A 15,828-nucleotide genomic window follows, 5' to 3' on the forward strand; every position below is an offset into this window, starting at 1 on the left:
AGCCCGGATTCGCACCGGGCTTTTTTGTGTCCGAATCCTGCGTGATCAAGGAGATATCCATGCTTACGGAAGACCAACTACTCGCGATCTTCCCCAATGCCCGCCCTGTCGCGGACGTGTTTTTGCCAGCCCTGAACACCACCCTGCCGCGCTGGGAAATCGACAATCCCAAACGCGTCGCAGCGTTTCTCGCCCAGGTCGGCCATGAATCTGGCCAACTGCGCTACCTCAAGGAGCTGGGCAATGATCGTTACCTCTCGCGTTATGACACGGGCAGCCTGGCCCAGCGGCTAGGCAATACCCCCGAGGCTGATGGTGATGGTCAGCTCTATCGCGGCCGTGGCCTGATCCAGGTGACCGGTCGCAATAACTATCAGGCCTGCAGTCGGGCGCTGTTTGGTGACGAACGCCTGCTGGCGCAGCCGCAGATGCTTGAACAACCCCGCTGGGCCTGTGAATCGGCGGCATGGTTCTGGCATTCACGCGGGCTCAATGCGCTGGCGGACCGGGGTGAGTTCAATCGCATCACCCGTCACATCAATGGTGGGCTCAATGGGCTGGAAGATCGTCTGGCCTTGTGGGCACGGGCGCGGGAGGTGCTGTGTTGAGCCGCCTATGGCTGGGGCTGTGTCTGGTGCTCGTGCTGTTGTCTTCGGCATTGACCTGGCAGGTCCAGGCCTGGCGCTACGGCCGGCTGTTCGCGCAGCAGGCCGAGGCTCAAGCCCATGAGGCCCAGGCGCGTGCAGAGGAAGCAGCGCGAGCGCTGCTCGCCGAGCGCGAGGGACGCCAGCAACTCGAACAACGCCTGCAAGGCAGTGAAACACGACATTTCCAGGAGCTCGCCCATGCCCAACAGACTCAAGCTCGCCTGCGTGACCGCCTGGCTACTGCTGACCTGCGGTTGTCAGTCTTGGTCGAACAGGGCGCCAACTGCCCCGCAGTGCCTGCCCCCTCCAGCGCCAGCGGCGTGGATCATGGCCCCGTACGCGCCCGACTTGACCCAGCGGATGCTCGACGCATTATCGCCATCACCGACACCGGAGACCGGGGACTGATCGCCCTGCGCGCCTGCCAGGATTACATTCGGGCATTGGCGCGCTGAGCGCTTGCCTGGCCAAGCGAGGGTGGTAGGGTAGAGCGCAGTTTTCAAGGAGCCCAGCCATGGACCCGATCACCGTTCTTTCTACCCGTCTTGGTGAGCACTTGCGGCGCCTCAATGCGCAGGTGAGCACTGCCGAGTCCTGCACCGGTGGCGGCATCGCCGAGGCCATCACCCGCATTCCCGGCAGCTCGGCGTGGTTCGAGGCCGGTTACGTGACTTATTCCAATACCCAGAAGACCCGCCAGCTGGGTGTCCCTGAAGTGTTGTTCGGCCAGGTGGGCGCGGTGAGCCAGGAAGTGGTCGAGGCCATGGTCCGTGGCGCTCAAGCTGCCAGCGGGGCGCGTTTTGCCGTGGCGGTCAGTGGTGTGGCCGGGCCCGATGGCGGTTCACCTGCCAAACCGGTGGGTACCGTGTGGCTGGCATGGGCCGATGGCAACCATGTGATCAGCGAGCGCCGGCACTTCGACGGCGACCGCGAAGCGGTGCGCCGACAGACGGTGATCACCGCGTTAGACGGCTTGTTACAGCTTGGTGCGGAGTAAATCACCCGACGGGGGTTTGCCAAAGCGAATCCCTGTGGAATAATACTGGCTACTTATACAGTTATTCCCGGCCGCAGGGCCGCCCGTCGAACACGTGAGGATTTCAATGGACGACAACAAGAAGCGCGCCTTGGCTGCTGCCCTGGGTCAGATCGAACGCCAATTCGGCAAGGGCGCGGTCATGCGCATGGGCGACCACGAGCGTCAGGCCATCCCGGCCATTTCCACTGGCTCCCTGGGTCTGGACATCGCCCTTGGCATCGGCGGCTTGCCTAAAGGCCGTATCGTTGAAATCTACGGTCCGGAATCCTCGGGTAAGACCACACTGACCCTGTCGGTTATCGCCGAAGCCCAGAAAAACGGCGCCACCTGCGCCTTCGTCGATGCCGAGCACGCCCTTGATCCCGAGTACGCCGGCAAGCTGGGCGTCAATGTCGATGACCTGTTGGTCTCCCAGCCAGACACCGGCGAGCAAGCCCTGGAAATCACCGACATGCTGGTGCGTTCCAACGCCGTTGACGTAATCATTGTCGACTCCGTGGCCGCGCTGGTCCCGAAGGCCGAAATCGAAGGCGAAATGGGTGACATGCACGTGGGCCTGCAGGCTCGCCTGATGTCCCAAGCGCTGCGCAAGATCACCGGTAACATCAAGAACGCCAACTGCCTGGTCATCTTCATCAACCAGATCCGTATGAAGATCGGTGTGATGTTCGGTAGCCCGGAAACCACCACCGGTGGTAACGCATTGAAGTTCTACGCCTCCGTGCGTCTGGACATCCGTCGTACCGGCGCTGTCAAGGAAGGCGACGAGGTGGTGGGTAGCGAGACCCGCGTCAAGATCGTCAAGAACAAGGTCTCGCCGCCGTTCCGCCAGGCCGAGTTCCAGATCCTCTATGGCAAGGGTATCTACCGCAACGGTGAGATCATCGACCTGGGTGTATCCCAAGGCCTGGTGGAAAAATCCGGTGCCTGGTACAGCTACCAAGGCAACAAGATCGGTCAGGGCAAGGCCAACGCTGCCAAGTTCCTGCAAGACAACCCAGCTGTAGGGGCGGAGATCGAGAAACAAATCCGCGAAAAACTGCTCAACGCAGGTGCCGTCGCCGCTGCTGGCAAGGCCGCCGCTGCTGAAGCCGATGCCGACGACATGGCTGACGCCGACGCCGGTTATTGATTGGCCCATGTCCGTCGTACTCGACAACCCCGTCGCCGTTCGGCGGACAGCCATGGACCTGCTCGCACGCCGCGAGCATGGTCGTGTCGAGCTGACACGTAAGCTGCGTCAGCGCGGCGCACCGGATGAGTTGATCGAGCCTGCGCTCGATCGGCTTGCCGAAGAGGGGCTCCTCAGTGAGGCACGCTACCTCGAAAGCTTCATTTCCTATCGTTCCAATGCCGGCTACGGCCCAGCGCGTATTCGCGAAGAGTTAGGGCAACGCGGCCTGAACCGTGGTGACATCGACCAGGCTCTGCGTGAAAGCGGAGTGGACTGGGCGGCCCGGCTGCAGGAAGTCTGGCAACGCAAGTTCGCCGGGCAACGTCCCCATGATCCCCGAAGTCGTGCCCAGCAGACCCGATTTCTTGCCTACCGTGGATTCCCCATGGAACTGATCGGCCGCCTGCTCAGCGGCCGCAATCCTGACGACTGATTCTTCAGTTTCCAGCTGTCCCCTTTCTCAATCGACCTTCAAGGCTTCCCTTGCTCGCTGTGTGGTGTGCATGGGCTGGGGCTTGGCCCAGTTTTCCGGCAGATTGATGAAGTCCACCAGTTCGCGTAGGCGGCCCTGATCACGGCCATTGAAGGCAAAGGTCAATCGGGTCAGGTGGTTGAAGTTGCCTATCTCGTGCTCGAGGCCGCTGTCTGGTTGTTGATGGTACTTGCCGCTCAGGCGTAGATCGGCGAATCCTTCCTGGATGTCGTAGAGCGCTGCATCGCTCAAGGGATGATGCATGCGAATCACGAACTGGTTCTTCAACCAGCGGCTGGAGTGGTAGTTGCTGTAGAACTGGTTGATCTCCTCCACCGCTTCGTCGGCGCTGTGGACCAGGCGCACCAGCTTCATGTCGCTGGGCAGAATGTAGCGGTTTTCCTCCAGTTGCTTGCTGATGAACGCCAGCGCGTCGCGCCAGAAGGTTCCGCCTGGTGAGTCCAGCAGTACCACTGGCACCAGAGGGCTTTTGCCTGTCTGGATCAAGGTGAGTACCTCGAGAGCTTCATCCAGAGTGCCGAACCCACCTGGGCAGAGCACCAGGGCATCGGCTTCCTTGACGAAGAACAGTTTGCGAATGAAGAAGAAATGGAAGGGCAGTAACTGGTCAGTGCCATCCACTGTGGCATTGGCATGTTGCTCGAAAGGCAGGGTGATGTTGAATCCCAGGCTGTGCCCGGTGCCGGCGCCTTCATGGGCTGCGGCCATGATACCTCCGCCGGCACCGGTAATGACCATCAGGTCGGAGCGTGCCAGGGTGGCGCCCAATTCACGGGCAAGCGCATACATGGGGTGTTCCAATGGCGTACGCGCCGAGCCGAAAACGGTGACCTTCCGCCGTCCCTTGTAGCGTTCCAGGGTGCGGAAGGAATGGTCGAGTTCGCGCAGGGCCTGCAGCGTGATCTTGGCGTTCCAGCGGTTGGTGTCGTCGTGGGCCATGCGCAGGATGGTCAGCATCATGTCGCGGTACAGCGGCAGGTTGGGGCTGTTGGGCGCGACCAGTTGCAACTGTTCATCAATCTTGCTCAGGTCGATGCCGTTGTCCCTGAAATGATTGAACAAGAGTTCGTTCGGTTGGTAAGGCATTCAACGTCTCCTTCTGCAGCAGAACCTCTGACCGGGACGATGGGGTATCCCGGCCGCGACACTGCGTGTGTCGCTGGCTGCCGTTGCTTGAGTATGCAACCCGAGCATTGCAGTGGGCCTTCAAGGCCATGATGCAGTGACAAATGTCCATCACATTGTTGTTATCGCAGTGCAAGAGCGCCGCGCCTGGGCAGTCTCCTCGGGTACCGGAAATGCGCGGGTATTTGCTATCAATCTAGACCCAAGCGTTAGATCGTGCCGATTCAAGACAGTGCGATGTCCGATAACAGAGCAGTTTTCCCGCTCGTCGGGAGGGGGCCAGCTGTAACGCAGCTCTGGTTAACTGGAAACGCAACGTCTCGATGCAGGAGGTCGCGGTATGCATCGGTTGATCATCGAGGTGGACAGGCAGCTATATCTGCTGCTGGAGCGGGCTGCCCAGGCCCATCACGTGAGCCTGGAAGCCGAGTGCTTGCGCAGGTTGGAAGTCGCAGAGCGGCACTCGCGTTATCTCCAGGCTCTGCTGGCGGAGTTGCGCGCCGATGAAGAACAGCGGCGCGCCAGTAACAACGACAGGGTTGCCTGAGTTACTTCTTCTTGTTACCCGCCACGCAGCTGGAGGCGTCGAAGGCTTGGTCCATGATCGGCTGGTTGGTCTTGTAGACCGAAAACCGATAGACCAGGACCGCGCCCTTGGACATCAGCTGACGATAGCCATTGTTGCGGCACACGCTGTCGCCCAGCTGGCTGCGAACCTGTTCCGGGTTGGCGCGCATCCGCTCGGCGTGGCTCTCGCGTACGCTCAGGTGGTTGACCAACGCCCGGCCTTTCTCGACGGTATAGCCTTGGTCGAGGATATCTTCGTTGATGGCACGCGGGGTGCCGACGCTGCTTTCCTTGGCGACCTTCTGCAGCATCTGGTTCAGCTCGTATTCCTGCTTGGAGGCCGCCTGGGCCGCCAGTGGCAGTGCGAGCAGCAGGCTCAAGGTCGGGATGGTAAGACGCAGCATGAATCTCTCCTGGTTCGATGACTGGCACTTTGACCTGCGCCAGCGAGCGGCGTTCCATGAAACCACCCGCCTGTGGGATATCCCAGGTCGCCAAAATCGCGATTATAAAGGAGGCGTCCGTCCACCTGCACGGCAAATGACAACGCCTCTGGTAGACTGGCGGCTTGTTTCCCGCCGAGTTGCAACCGTGCCTGTTTCCTTCCTTCCGCGAGGCGTGCAGCCATGAGCCACGCCGTAGCACGCCTGCGCGCCGAACGCCTGGCCCGCAGCAACAAGCCCTTCATCGCCCGTGGTTCGCGCGCGGTGCGTTGTCCGGATTGCCGCGTGATCGCCAGCCACTGCCTGTGTGCCTTTAAGCCCAAGGTCACCGCCGACGCCGGCATGTGTCTGGTGATGCATGATACAGAGCCACTCAAGCCGACCAATACTGGCTGGCTGATCGCTGATCTGGTAGAGGACACCTCGGCCTTTGGCTGGCTCCGTACCGACGTCGACCCGCGCCTGCTCGCATTGCTCGACGACCCCAAATGGCAGCCCTACATCGTCTTCCCCGGTGAGTTCGTCGCGCCAGAGCGGGTTGTCAGCGAGGTGGTGCGCGAGCCGGGTAAACGCCCGTTGTTCATTCTGCTCGACGCCACCTGGACCGAAGCCCGCAAGATGTTTCGCAAGAGCCCTTATCTGGACCGCTTCCCAGTTCTGAGCCTGCAGGCCGAGCAGATGTCGCGTTACAAGCTGCGCCGTTCCAAACGTGATGACCATTTCTGTACCGCCGAGGTTGCGGCAATGTGCTTGGAATTGGCCGGTGACCAACGCGCCAGCGAGGCACTGGACGCCTACCTGGATGTGTTCAGCCTGCATTATTTGAGTGCCAAGCGGCACTTGCCGCTGGATCTGGACGACGACGCGCATCGGCGGTTGCATACCTTCCTATAGTCCAAGGGGCAGGCGCGGTGGATTGGTTCATAATGACCAGGCTGGCAGTCAAGGAGGCGGGGACGACCGGGCAATTGGCTTGACCACCCGGACCGTGCTCGGCATTCTTGGCGCCGATTCGGGCACGACGAAGATGCTGTTATCCCGGACTTCGCCGTGCCATTGCGGCCGGCGGCCCTGCCGTTTGCGCCTTGAGTTGCTCGCCAGGCATTCCTCCACCCCTCGCGCCTGGCACAGAACAGGATCCTTAGATCGATGGCCACATACGAAATCCTGATTGCCGATGACCACCCACTGTTTCGTAGCGCCCTGCGCCAGGCCGTTACCCTCGGCCTGGGGCCGGATGTACGTCTGGTCGAGGTGGCGAGCATCGCCGAGCTGGAAACCCGCCTGTCCGAGAAGGCCGACTGGGATCTGGTCCTGTTGGACCTGAACATGCCCGGCGCCTATGGTTTCTCCGGCTTGGTCCTGCTGCGTGGGCAGTACCCGCAGATTCCAGTGGTCATGGTCTCGGCGCAGGAAGAGGCGGCCGTGGTGGTCAAGTCTCGCGAGTTCGGTGCCAGCGGTTTCATCCCCAAGTCGAGCAACCTGGACGTCATCCAGGATGCAGTGCAGAAGGTGCTCGATGGTGACGTGTGGTGGCCGCCACAGGCGTTCGAGAAGGTCGATGTCTCGGCCGAGGCCAAGGCTGCGAGCGAAGGTCTGGCCAGTCTGACGCCGCAGCAGTTCCGGGTGCTGACCATGGTCTGTGAAGGTTTGCTGAACAAGCAGATCGCCTACGAATTGAGCGTGTCGGAGGCGACCATCAAGGCCCACGTGACGGCAATCTTCCGCAAGCTGGGGGTGCGTACCCGTACTCAGGCAGCGTTGCTGCTGCAACAACTCGAATCGGTTTCGGCTAACTAAGTTCCCGTATATTCACGCTTTTTTGACCCGGGTTGGACTAATCTGCTGGCCCTTTAATCGGTGAAGTAACCGTCCATGTCGCCATTCAAGGGCCAGACCGGCCTTAAACGTATCTTCAACGCCGCCGGCTATTCGTTGGACGGCCTGCGTACTGCTTTCAAGGGCGAGGCGGCGTTCCGCCAGCTGGTGCTGGCCAACGTCGTACTGATTCCGTTGGCCTTCTGGCTGCCCGTCACCCGTGTGGAGCGTGCGATCCTTATCGCCGTATGCTTGCTGGGGTTGATCGTCGAGTTGCTCAATTCTGCGGTTGAGGCGGCCATCGACCGTATCTCCCTGGAGCGCCACCCCTTGTCCAAGAATGCCAAGGACATGGGCAGCGCCGCGCAACTGGTCGCGATGACCATGGTGGCGCTGGTGTGGGGTGTAATCCTGCTCTGATCAGGCAATCGGCGGCAGGACGATCTCGTCACTGCGGCTGACGCCGGCGGTGAAGTTACGGCACAGCTCCAGGAATTCGCGCATGGCCGAGGTCTGGTATTTCTGCTTGTGCCAGATGAAATAGAACTGCCGCGACAAGTCCAGTTCCGGCGTTTCCACCGCCACCAGGCTGCCACGCCGGAACGCGTCGCGCAGGGCCAGGCGCGAGATGCAGCCGATGCCCAAGCCGGACTCAACGGCGCGTTTGATCGCCTCGGTGTGTTCCAGCTCCAGGCGGATGTTCAGGTTGGCGCGGTGATGACGCATGGCTTGGTCGAACGTCAGCCGCGTCCCCGAGCCTTGCTCGCGAAGAATCCACGCCTCGTGGGACAAGGTCTCCACATCTGCCCGGCCCACCTTGGCCAAGGGATGCTGAGGCGCGCAGAACACCACCAGTTCATCTTCCACCCAGGGCTGCACTTCCAGATCCGGGTGGTTGCAGTCGCCTTCGATTAGACCCAGGTCAATTTCATAGTGCGCGACCTGCTGCACGATATGTACGGTGTTCTGCACATGGAGTTTGACCTGACTCTCCGGGTGACCCTGCATGAAGCTGCCGATCAGCAGGGTTGCCAAGTAGTTGCCGATGGTCAAGGTGGCACCGACCGAGAGCGATCCGAAGCCGGACTTGCCATTGAGCAGGTCCTCGATCTCCTTGGCCTGGTCGAGCAGGGCAACGGCCTGGGGCAGCAATTGATGGCCCAAGGCATTGAGGCTCAGCCGTTTACCCGCGCGGTCGAATAACTGGCAGCTCGATTGCCGCTCCAGTTCAGTGATCGAGGTGCTGGCGGCCGATTGCGACAACGCCAACAGGCTCGCGGCCCGGGACACGCTTTGGTGCTGGGCGACGGCGACAAAGACTTGTAGCTGACGAAGCGTGAATCGCATATCTATATAACCGATAAGACATATCTTGATAATCCATTTAACAGATATTGTCGCTGCCCCTAAAATATCGCGCAATAGTGCGCTAGGTCCGCGCCGCGTCTTTCTTCAGGAGCCCCATCGATGAGCAACATGAACCACGAACGTGTCCTCAGTGTGCACCACTGGAACGACACTCTGTTCAGCTTCAAGTGCACCCGTGATCCGGGCCTGCGCTTCGAGAACGGTCAGTTCGTGATGATCGGCCTGCAACAGGACAACGGCCGTCCGCTCATGCGCGCCTATTCCATCGCTTCGCCTAACTGGGAAGAGCACCTGGAGTTCTTCAGCATCAAGGTGCCGGATGGCCCGCTGACCTCCCAGCTGCAGCACTTGAAGGAAGGTGACGAGATCATCATCAGCAAGAAGCCCACCGGTACCCTGGTGCTCGACGACCTGAACCCGGGCAAGCACCTTTACCTGCTGAGCACCGGCACTGGTCTGGCGCCGTTCATGAGCGTCATCCAGGATCCGGAAACCTACGAGCGCTTCGAAAAAGTGATCCTGGTTCACGGCGTGCGCTACGTCAACGAAGTCGCCTACCGTGAGTTCATCACCGAGCACCTGCCACAGAACGAGTTCTTCGGCGAGGCGGTTCGCGACAAGCTGATCTACTACCCGACCGTGACCCGCGAGCCGTTCGAAAATCAGGGCCGTCTGACCGACCTGATGCGCAGCGGCAAGCTGTTCAGCGACATCGGCCTGCCACCGATCAACCCACAGGACGACCGCGCCATGATCTGTGGTAGCCCGAGCATGCTCGACGAAACCGCCGAGGTTCTCGACAGCTTCGGTCTGAAGATCTCCCCACGCATGCGTGAGCCAGGTGACTACCTGATCGAGCGTGCTTTCGTCGAAAAGTAAGACGAATCGCACAACGCAAAAACGCAGGCCATGGCCTGCGTTTTTTTATGTCCGGAAAAGGGTACTGCCGGCGGCTGCACCGCTGGGAATTTTCCGAAAGGCTTAAGCGTCCGGTACGACTTCCAGAACACGGATCTGGTCTGGCTTCGGGTAGTGCCAGCGCACCTGGACATCCCAGAACTTCACCCCATACACCCGATCAGCTGGCGGTACCTGGTAAGCCGGGCGTGGGTCCTGCGCCAGGCACTGCTCGATCAGCTCGACCAATGGCTCTCGAAGACGCAAGGCATGTGTATGGGCCTGGGGTAGGGCGGCCTCGCTCCAGGTCACGGCAATAGGTTCAGGCGCATCGCTGGCCATCTGGTTGGTTGCATCATCGATGCAGTCGGCGTAGGGCACATAAGGCTTGATGTCCAGTACCGGCGTCCCGTCGAGCAGGTCGATCCCCGACAGCAGCAGACGACCTGCCTCGACACCCTCCAGGCGCACCACTGACTGGCCGATACCATTGGGTCTGTGGGTGGCGCGGGTGGCGAACACGCCCATGCTCTTGTTGCCCCCTAGGCGCGGCGGGCGCACCTTTAGGCGGGGCTTGTCTTCCAGGGCCTGGTGGAACAGGAACAACAGCCAGACATGGCTGACCTGTTCGAGCCCGGCGACGGCATCACCCTGGTCGAACGGGGGCAGCAGTTCCAGCACGCCACGTGCGGCGGGCGCAAGCTGCGGCTGGCGAGGTATGGCGAACTTCTCCTTGAAGCAGGAGCGGACGATGCCAACCGGTGAGACCGTGTGTTGCATTGTGCTCAGCCACGCACACGCAGGGTCAGGCCCTTGAGAAAGTTGCGCAGCAGCTGGTCGCCACAAGGTCGGTAATTGTCATGGCCGACCTTGCGGAACAGCGCGCTGAGTTCGGGTTTGGACACTGGGAAGTTGACCGACTTCAGAATCACGTGCAGGTCTTCCTCCTTGAGCTCGAAGGCCACGCGCAACTTCTTGAGGATGGTGTTATTGCTCACCGGGACTTCGATCGGTTGCGCCGGGCGGCTGTCATCGCGGCCTCGACGGTGAATCACCAACCCGTCGAGAAAATGCGCCATGACCCGTTCCGGGCAACGCACGTAGCCGGCTTCATCTTCTTTCTTCAAGTAGGTGGCGACCGCTTCGGGAGAAACTTCGAGGCCGGTCAGCCCAATGATCTCGGCCATTTGGGCATCGCTGACCTTGAGCATGTAGCGCAGGCTGCGCAGGACATCGTTGTGGTTCATGGTGACAAATCCTGTTCAGGCGCCACGCCAGCAGTGGCGTGGCGATAATGCTAGGGGCAGTGTGGCCCGGTGCGGATACATTGCGTACAGGGCCTAGAAGCGTTCGTTGGTCGCCAGGTAGCGCCACTGCCCGGCGGGCAGCTTGCCCATGGACACCCCGCCCAGGCGGATACGGCGCATACCCAGCACCTTGAGTCCAAGGGCGGCGCACAAGGCGCCGATCTGCCCGGGCCGCGGATTCTTCAGGGCTAGGCGCAGATGGCTTTCGTTCTGCCAACTGGCCTTGGCCTTGGGCAGTTCCTGACCGCTGCGGGTGATGCCACGGGCAAGGCGCTGCAAGGCCTCTGCCGACGCCTGGCCTTCGACCTGGACGATGTACTCCTGCTCCATCCGATGAAGATCGGCCTCGAGCTTGCGGGTGACTCGCCAGTCCTGGGTGTACAGCTGCATACCGGTTGCGCCGGGTTCCAGAGGCGCGACACAGGACAACCTGGCGAAGTGACCATGCAGTGGGCGCACCGAAGGCGGATGGGCTTCGCTGAGGGTAGCCATGGTCATGCTGCTGCGACCGCTCTCGGCGTCCTGACCAGCCGTTTGATTGAGCAGGAGCGTGACTGGTGGCAGTTGCTCAGCGCGTGCTCCCGGGAGCAGTGCAACCTGCTCGGCCCCGACCTTGTAGTGGGGTTGCTCGACCACGACGCCATCCACCGTGACCCAGCCGCCCTCGATGTACAGCTCGGCCTCGCGGCGGGAGCAACCAAGTTGCTCGATGAGGCGTTTGGAGAGGCGCAGGGGTTCTGACATGAAGGCAATTCGCAAAATGAGGCAGGGAAGGCCGCCATTGTACCTTTCTGGACGATCTTGGGGCTGGGAATCTATGTCATTTACGCCATTTCAGGAGGGGCGTACGGCATCCTGCATCCAAAGCTCAAGAGCCTGTGCGAATCAGGGTCATGTGCAGTAAGGGATAGGGCTGACCTAGTCCATCGGTATCCGAACGCCCGGTGACTTCGAACCCTTCGTGCAGGTAGAACCCCAGCGCCTGCGGGTTTTGCTCGTTGACATCCAGGCGCTCGGCATTGAGTTCGTCGACGGCATAGCGCAACAGCCGTTTGCCGATGCCCTGGCCACGGTATTCAGGGGCGACGAAGAGCATGTCCACCCGGCCATTGGCGACGCCGGCAAAACCAAGAATGCGCCTGGTGCTGTCCCTGCAGCAGACCAGCATCACGGCGTCCAGATAACGGCGTAGCACATGTTCGCGCAGCAGCACGATATAGGCATCGGGCATGAAGTCGTGGGTGGCGCGCACCGAGGCCTCCCAGATCTGCACCAGTTCCGGGTAGTCGCTCACATTTGGCGTTTGAAGCGTCAGTGCCGGTTGCATCGCATTGCTCCTGCTGGGTCCTGAGGAAAACATAGATGCAAAAAAAAGCCCCGCCAGTGGCGGGGCTTGATCGGGGCTGACCTGAGGAGGCTCAGATCGGTTCTGCCCACATGTCGTATTCGTCGGCATCGACGATGCGGCAGCGCACCTTGTCGCCTGGCTTGAAGCCATGATCGCCATCGATGAACACGCTGCCGTCGATTTCCGGGGCATCGAAGAAGCTGCGGCCAACCGAGCCCTGCTCCTCGACTTCGTCGATCAGCACGTCGATTTCCTTGCCGATGCGCAGTTGCAGGCGTGCGGCGCTGATGGCCTGCTGGTGCGCCATGAAGCGGTCCCAGCGCTCCTGCTTGATTTCGTCCGGGACTTCTTCCAGGCCCAGATCGTTGGCCGGGGCGCCTTCGACCGGCGAGTACTGGAAGCAGCCGACGCGATCGAGCTGGGCTTCGGTCAGCCAGTCGAGCAGGTATTGGAAGTCTTCTTCGGTTTCACCGGGGAAGCCGACGATGAAGGTGGAGCGGATCACCAGCTCAGGGCACTGCTCGCGCCAGCTCTTGATGCGGGCCAGGGTACGGTCTTCGAAGGCCGGACGCTTCATGGCCTTGAGCACCTTGGGGCTGGCGTGCTGGAAGGGAATGTCCAGGTACGGCAGGATCTTGCCGGCGGCCATCAGGGGGATCACGTCGTCGACGTTCGGGTATGGGTAGACATAATGCAGGCGCACCCAGGCACCGAGGCTGCTCAGGGCCTCGCACAACTCGAGCATGCGGGTCTTGACCGGGCGACCGTTCCAGAAATCGGTCTTGTACTTGACGTCCACACCGTAGGCGCTGGTGTCCTGAGAGATCACCAGGATTTCCTTGACGCCGGCCTTGACCAGGCGCTCGGCCTCGCTCAGCACTTCGCCGACCGGGCGGCTAACCAATTTGCCGCGCATCGACGGGATGATGCAGAAGCTGCAGCTGTGGTTGCAGCCTTCGGAAATCTTCAGGTAGGCGTAGTGACGTGGGGTCAGCTTGACGCCTTGGGGCGGGACCAGATCGATCAGCGGGTTGTGGTCCTGACGCGGTGGAACCACTTCGTGTACGGCATTGACTACCTGCTCGTACTGTTGCGGGCCGCTGACCGACAGCACGCTCGGGTGCACGTCGCGGATATTGCCTTCCTCGACACCCATGCAACCGGTGACGATGACCTTGCCGTTTTCCTTGATCGCCTCGCCGATCACCTCCAGGGACTCGGCCTTGGCGCTGTCGATGAAGCCGCAGGTGTTGACCACCACCACGTCGGCGTCCTCGTAGGTAGGCACGACTTCATAGCCTTCCATGCGCAGCTGGGTCAGGATGCGCTCGGAGTCAACGAGAGCCTTGGGGCAACCCAGGCTGACGAAACCGACCTTCGGGGTGGCGGGAGTGGTGGACATGGCTAACCTCGGTATTGAAGACAGATCGCCCAGCCGCTGACGGGGGCGATACTGATGGGCGCTTTTGGCGCCTCTGATCAAAAAGTGCGCAATTCTAGCGAGCGCAAGGTCGCTTTACCAGCAGAAATACGACGAACGCTGCGCTATGCTTCGCGCCGTTGCGCGGGGGCATTCGGGATGGCTCGGCGCGGGTGCAACTCAAATGGGTCTAGAAGGCCTTCTGCGGGAGTGGTCGATGGTTCAGGCAAGCAGTCACGCCGAAGGTGGGCAGGGGGCGACACGCTCGCTGGGCCTGCTCGTAGCAGCTGTTGGGGTGGTGTATGGCGATATCGGTACCAGCCCGCTGTACACCCTCAAAGAGGTCTTCACCGGGGGGTATGGGGTACAGGTCAACCATGATGGCGTGCTGGGCATCCTGTCGCTGATTCTGTGGTCGCTGTTGTGGGTGGTTTCGTTCAAGTATGTGATGTTCATCCTGCGTGCCGATAACCAGGGGGAAGGCGGCACGATGGCATTGACCGCACTGGCGCGCCGGGCGACGGCCAATTACCCGAAGCTCAGGGCGCTAATGGTCGGTTGCGGTCTGGTCGGTGCCTCGTTGTTCTACGGTGACAGCATGATCACCCCGGCGGTGTCGGTGCTTTCGGCGGTTGAGGGCATGGGGCTTGCCTTCGACGGAATCGATCATTGGGTGGTGCCGGTGTCGCTGGTGGTGCTGGTGGCATTGTTCCTGGTGCAGAAGCATGGCACCGAGAAAATCGGCAAGCTGTTCGGGCCGATCATGGTCACTTGGTTCGTGGTGCTGGGGGCGCTCGGGGTGCATGGCATCGCGCAGAGCCCGGAAGTGCTCAAGGCGTTCAATCCGGGCTGGGCGCTGAACTTCTTCATTGTTCACCCGGGCATGGGCGTGGCGATCCTCGGGGCGGTGGTACTGGCGCTGACCGGTGCCGAGGCGCTGTATGCCGACATGGGGCATTTTGGCCGCAAACCGATTGCTCGGGCCTGGTTCGCACTGGTGCTGCCGGCCTTGGTACTCAACTATTTCGGACAGGGCGCGATGCTGCTGCAAAACCCGGAAGCGGCGCGCAACCCCTTCTACCTGCTGGCACCGGGCTGGGCACTGTTGCCGCTGGTGGGGCTGGCCACGCTGGCGACGGTGATCGCTTCCCAGGCGGTGATTTCCGGGGCCTTTTCCCTGACCCGCCAGGCCATCCAGCTTGGCTACATCCCGCGGATGCAGATCCAGCACACTTCGAGCGACGAGCAAGGGCAGATCTACATCAGTGCGGTGAACTGGACCTTGATGGTCGGCGTCGTGTTGCTGGTGATCGGCTTCGAGTCGTCGGGCGCATTGGCCGCAGCCTATGGCGTTGCGGTGACCGGCACCATGTTGATGACCACCATCCTGGTGTCGGCAGTGATGCTGCTGCTGTGGAAGTGGCCACCGGTGCTGGCGGTGCCGATTCTGTTGGGTTTCCTGTTTGTCGATGGATTGTTCTTCGCCGCCAACGTGCCGAAGATCGTGCAGGGCGGCGCGTTCCCTGTGCTGGCGGGGATCGTGCTGTTCGTACTGATGAGTACCTGGAAGCGCGGTAAACAGATTCTGGTGGACCGTATCGACGAGGGAGCCCTGCCGTTGCCCGTGTTCATCAGCAGTATCCGCGTACAGCCGCCACATCGCGTCGAGGGCACGGCGGTGTTTCTCACTGCGCGGGCAGACGCTGTGCCCCATGCGCTGTTGCACAACATGCTGCATAACCAGGTGCTGCACAGCCAGGTGGTGCTGTTGACGGTGGTCAGTGAGGACCGGCCGCGGGTGCCGGAGCACGAGCGCTTTGAAGTGGAGGCCTATGGTGATGGGTTCTTCCGCGTTCTGCTGCACTTTGGCTTCATGGATGAACCGGACGTGCCGGCGGCGCTGAAGCTGTGCCACCTGGACGGACTCGATTTCAGCCCGATGCGTACCACCTACTTCCTCAGCCGCGAGACAGTGATCGCCTCGCGCCTGGAGGGCATGGCGCGCTGGCGTGGCAACCTGTTCGCGTTCCTGCTCAAGAATGCCAACGGTAATCTTCGGTTCTTCAACCTGCCGCTGAACCGGGTGATCGAATTGGGAACGCAGGTCGAGATCTGATTCCCCAGGGGCATTCGGACAGCTGATCGCAGGGCAAGCCCGTGATCAGCCGTCCGAGGCGGCCCG

At 61.3% G+C, this 15,828-nt stretch carries 19 protein-coding genes; 11 read left to right on the forward strand and 8 right to left on the reverse strand.

Going from position 1 to position 15,828, the window contains the following annotated elements; all coding sequences use genetic code 11:
• Positions 1–59 precede the first annotated feature (59 nt).
• The 5 genes from J5X93_RS05945 to recX all read left to right on the forward strand — a co-directional run bounded on the left by J5X93_RS05945 (position 60) and on the right by recX (position 3,293).
• Positions 60–608 (forward strand): glycoside hydrolase family 19 protein, encoded by a 549-nt coding sequence (locus J5X93_RS05945; protein ID WP_043208763.1) that lies wholly within the window; start codon positions 60–62, stop codon positions 606–608.
• Positions 605–1,102, forward strand: coding sequence for a lysis system i-spanin subunit Rz (locus J5X93_RS05950; protein ID WP_043208905.1), 498 nt, complete (start codon positions 605–607; stop codon positions 1,100–1,102). The genes J5X93_RS05945 and J5X93_RS05950 overlap by 4 nt, the downstream gene beginning before the upstream one ends.
• A 59-nt stretch (positions 1,103–1,161) precedes the next feature.
• Positions 1,162–1,644 carry a CinA family protein gene (locus J5X93_RS05955; protein ID WP_043208761.1) on the forward strand — a complete coding sequence of 161 codons (483 nt, stop codon included), beginning with the start codon at positions 1,162–1,164 and terminating at the stop codon, positions 1,642–1,644.
• Positions 1,645–1,750: 106 nt separating this feature from the next.
• Positions 1,751–2,818, forward strand: coding sequence for a recombinase RecA (recA, locus tag J5X93_RS05960; RefSeq protein ID WP_043208760.1), 1,068 nt, complete (start codon positions 1,751–1,753; stop codon positions 2,816–2,818).
• 7 nt (positions 2,819–2,825) lie between these two features.
• A complete protein-coding gene (gene recX / locus J5X93_RS05965; protein WP_182941618.1) occupies positions 2,826–3,293 on the forward strand; it encodes a recombination regulator RecX in 468 nt (155 codons plus the stop codon).
• Positions 3,294–3,320: 27 nt separating this feature from the next.
• Here recX and J5X93_RS05970 read toward each other — a convergent pair whose 3' ends face one another.
• On the reverse strand, positions 3,321–4,439 hold the full coding sequence (locus tag J5X93_RS05970; RefSeq protein WP_043208756.1) for an LOG family protein: 1,119 nt from the start codon (positions 4,437–4,439) through the stop codon (positions 3,321–3,323).
• A 379-nt stretch (positions 4,440–4,818) separates the two neighbouring features.
• On the opposite strand from J5X93_RS05970, the gene J5X93_RS05975 reads away from it, so the two are divergent.
• Entirely contained in the window at positions 4,819–5,025 is a 207-nt protein-coding gene (locus tag J5X93_RS05975; RefSeq protein WP_043208754.1) for a hypothetical protein, read from the forward strand.
• Between the two features lies 1 nt (position 5,026).
• On the opposite strand, the gene J5X93_RS05980 is transcribed toward J5X93_RS05975, so the two are convergent.
• The gene (locus tag J5X93_RS05980) at positions 5,027–5,449 is read right to left on the reverse strand and encodes a quorum-sensing-regulated virulence factor family protein (RefSeq protein ID WP_043208752.1); all 423 of its coding nucleotides are present in this window, start codon (positions 5,447–5,449) and stop codon (positions 5,027–5,029) included.
• 222 nt (positions 5,450–5,671) lie between these two features.
• On the opposite strand from J5X93_RS05980, the gene J5X93_RS05985 reads away from it, so the two are divergent.
• The 3 genes from J5X93_RS05985 (at position 5,672) to J5X93_RS05995 (ending at position 7,726) form a co-directional block, all read left to right on the forward strand.
• Positions 5,672–6,382, forward strand: coding sequence for a tRNA-uridine aminocarboxypropyltransferase (locus tag J5X93_RS05985; protein ID WP_070572311.1), 711 nt, complete (start codon positions 5,672–5,674; stop codon positions 6,380–6,382).
• A 255-nt stretch (positions 6,383–6,637) separates the two neighbouring features.
• Positions 6,638–7,288, forward strand: coding sequence for a response regulator transcription factor ErdR (gene erdR / locus J5X93_RS05990; protein ID WP_043208748.1), 651 nt, complete (start codon positions 6,638–6,640; stop codon positions 7,286–7,288).
• Positions 7,289–7,363: 75 nt separating this feature from the next.
• On the forward strand, positions 7,364–7,726 hold the full coding sequence (locus J5X93_RS05995; protein ID WP_043208747.1) for a diacylglycerol kinase: 363 nt from the start codon (positions 7,364–7,366) through the stop codon (positions 7,724–7,726).
• Here J5X93_RS05995 and finR read toward each other — a convergent pair whose 3' ends face one another.
• Positions 7,727–8,653, reverse strand: coding sequence for a LysR family transcriptional regulator FinR (finR, locus tag J5X93_RS06000; protein WP_043208745.1), 927 nt, complete (start codon positions 8,651–8,653; stop codon positions 7,727–7,729).
• Between the two features lie 120 nt (positions 8,654–8,773).
• On the opposite strand from finR, the gene fpr reads away from it, so the two are divergent.
• Entirely contained in the window at positions 8,774–9,553 is a 780-nt protein-coding gene (gene fpr / locus J5X93_RS06005) for a ferredoxin-NADP reductase (protein ID WP_043208743.1), read from the forward strand.
• A gap of 102 nt (positions 9,554–9,655) precedes the next feature.
• Here the strand turns inward: fpr and tsaA are convergent, their stop codons facing one another.
• The 5 genes from tsaA to rimO form a co-directional block, all read right to left on the reverse strand.
• The gene (tsaA, locus tag J5X93_RS06010; RefSeq protein ID WP_043208741.1) at positions 9,656–10,351 is read right to left on the reverse strand and encodes a tRNA (N6-threonylcarbamoyladenosine(37)-N6)-methyltransferase TrmO; all 696 of its coding nucleotides are present in this window, start codon (positions 10,349–10,351) and stop codon (positions 9,656–9,658) included.
• Positions 10,352–10,356: 5 nt separating this feature from the next.
• Entirely contained in the window at positions 10,357–10,818 is a 462-nt protein-coding gene (locus J5X93_RS06015; RefSeq protein WP_043208739.1) for a YehS family protein, read from the reverse strand.
• 93 nt (positions 10,819–10,911) lie between these two features.
• The gene (locus J5X93_RS06020; protein WP_043208737.1) at positions 10,912–11,622 is read right to left on the reverse strand and encodes an rRNA pseudouridine synthase; all 711 of its coding nucleotides are present in this window, start codon (positions 11,620–11,622) and stop codon (positions 10,912–10,914) included.
• A 124-nt stretch (positions 11,623–11,746) separates the two neighbouring features.
• Entirely contained in the window at positions 11,747–12,205 is a 459-nt protein-coding gene (locus J5X93_RS06025; RefSeq protein WP_182817678.1) for a GNAT family N-acetyltransferase, read from the reverse strand.
• Positions 12,206–12,296: 91 nt separating this feature from the next.
• Complete coding sequence (gene rimO / locus J5X93_RS06030; protein ID WP_043208732.1) at positions 12,297–13,628, reverse strand: 30S ribosomal protein S12 methylthiotransferase RimO; 1,332 nt, start codon at positions 13,626–13,628, stop codon at positions 12,297–12,299.
• 235 nt (positions 13,629–13,863) lie between these two features.
• Here rimO and J5X93_RS06035 point away from each other — a divergent pair, with 235 nt between their 5' ends.
• Complete coding sequence (locus J5X93_RS06035; RefSeq protein WP_043208731.1) at positions 13,864–15,762, forward strand: potassium transporter Kup; 1,899 nt, start codon at positions 13,864–13,866, stop codon at positions 15,760–15,762.
• The last annotated feature ends 66 nt before the right edge of the window (positions 15,763–15,828 follow it).

It is taken from the genome of Pseudomonas sp. BYT-1 (assembly GCF_023611805.1).
Lineage (GTDB): Bacteria > Pseudomonadota > Gammaproteobacteria > Pseudomonadales > Pseudomonadaceae > Aquipseudomonas > Aquipseudomonas guariconensis.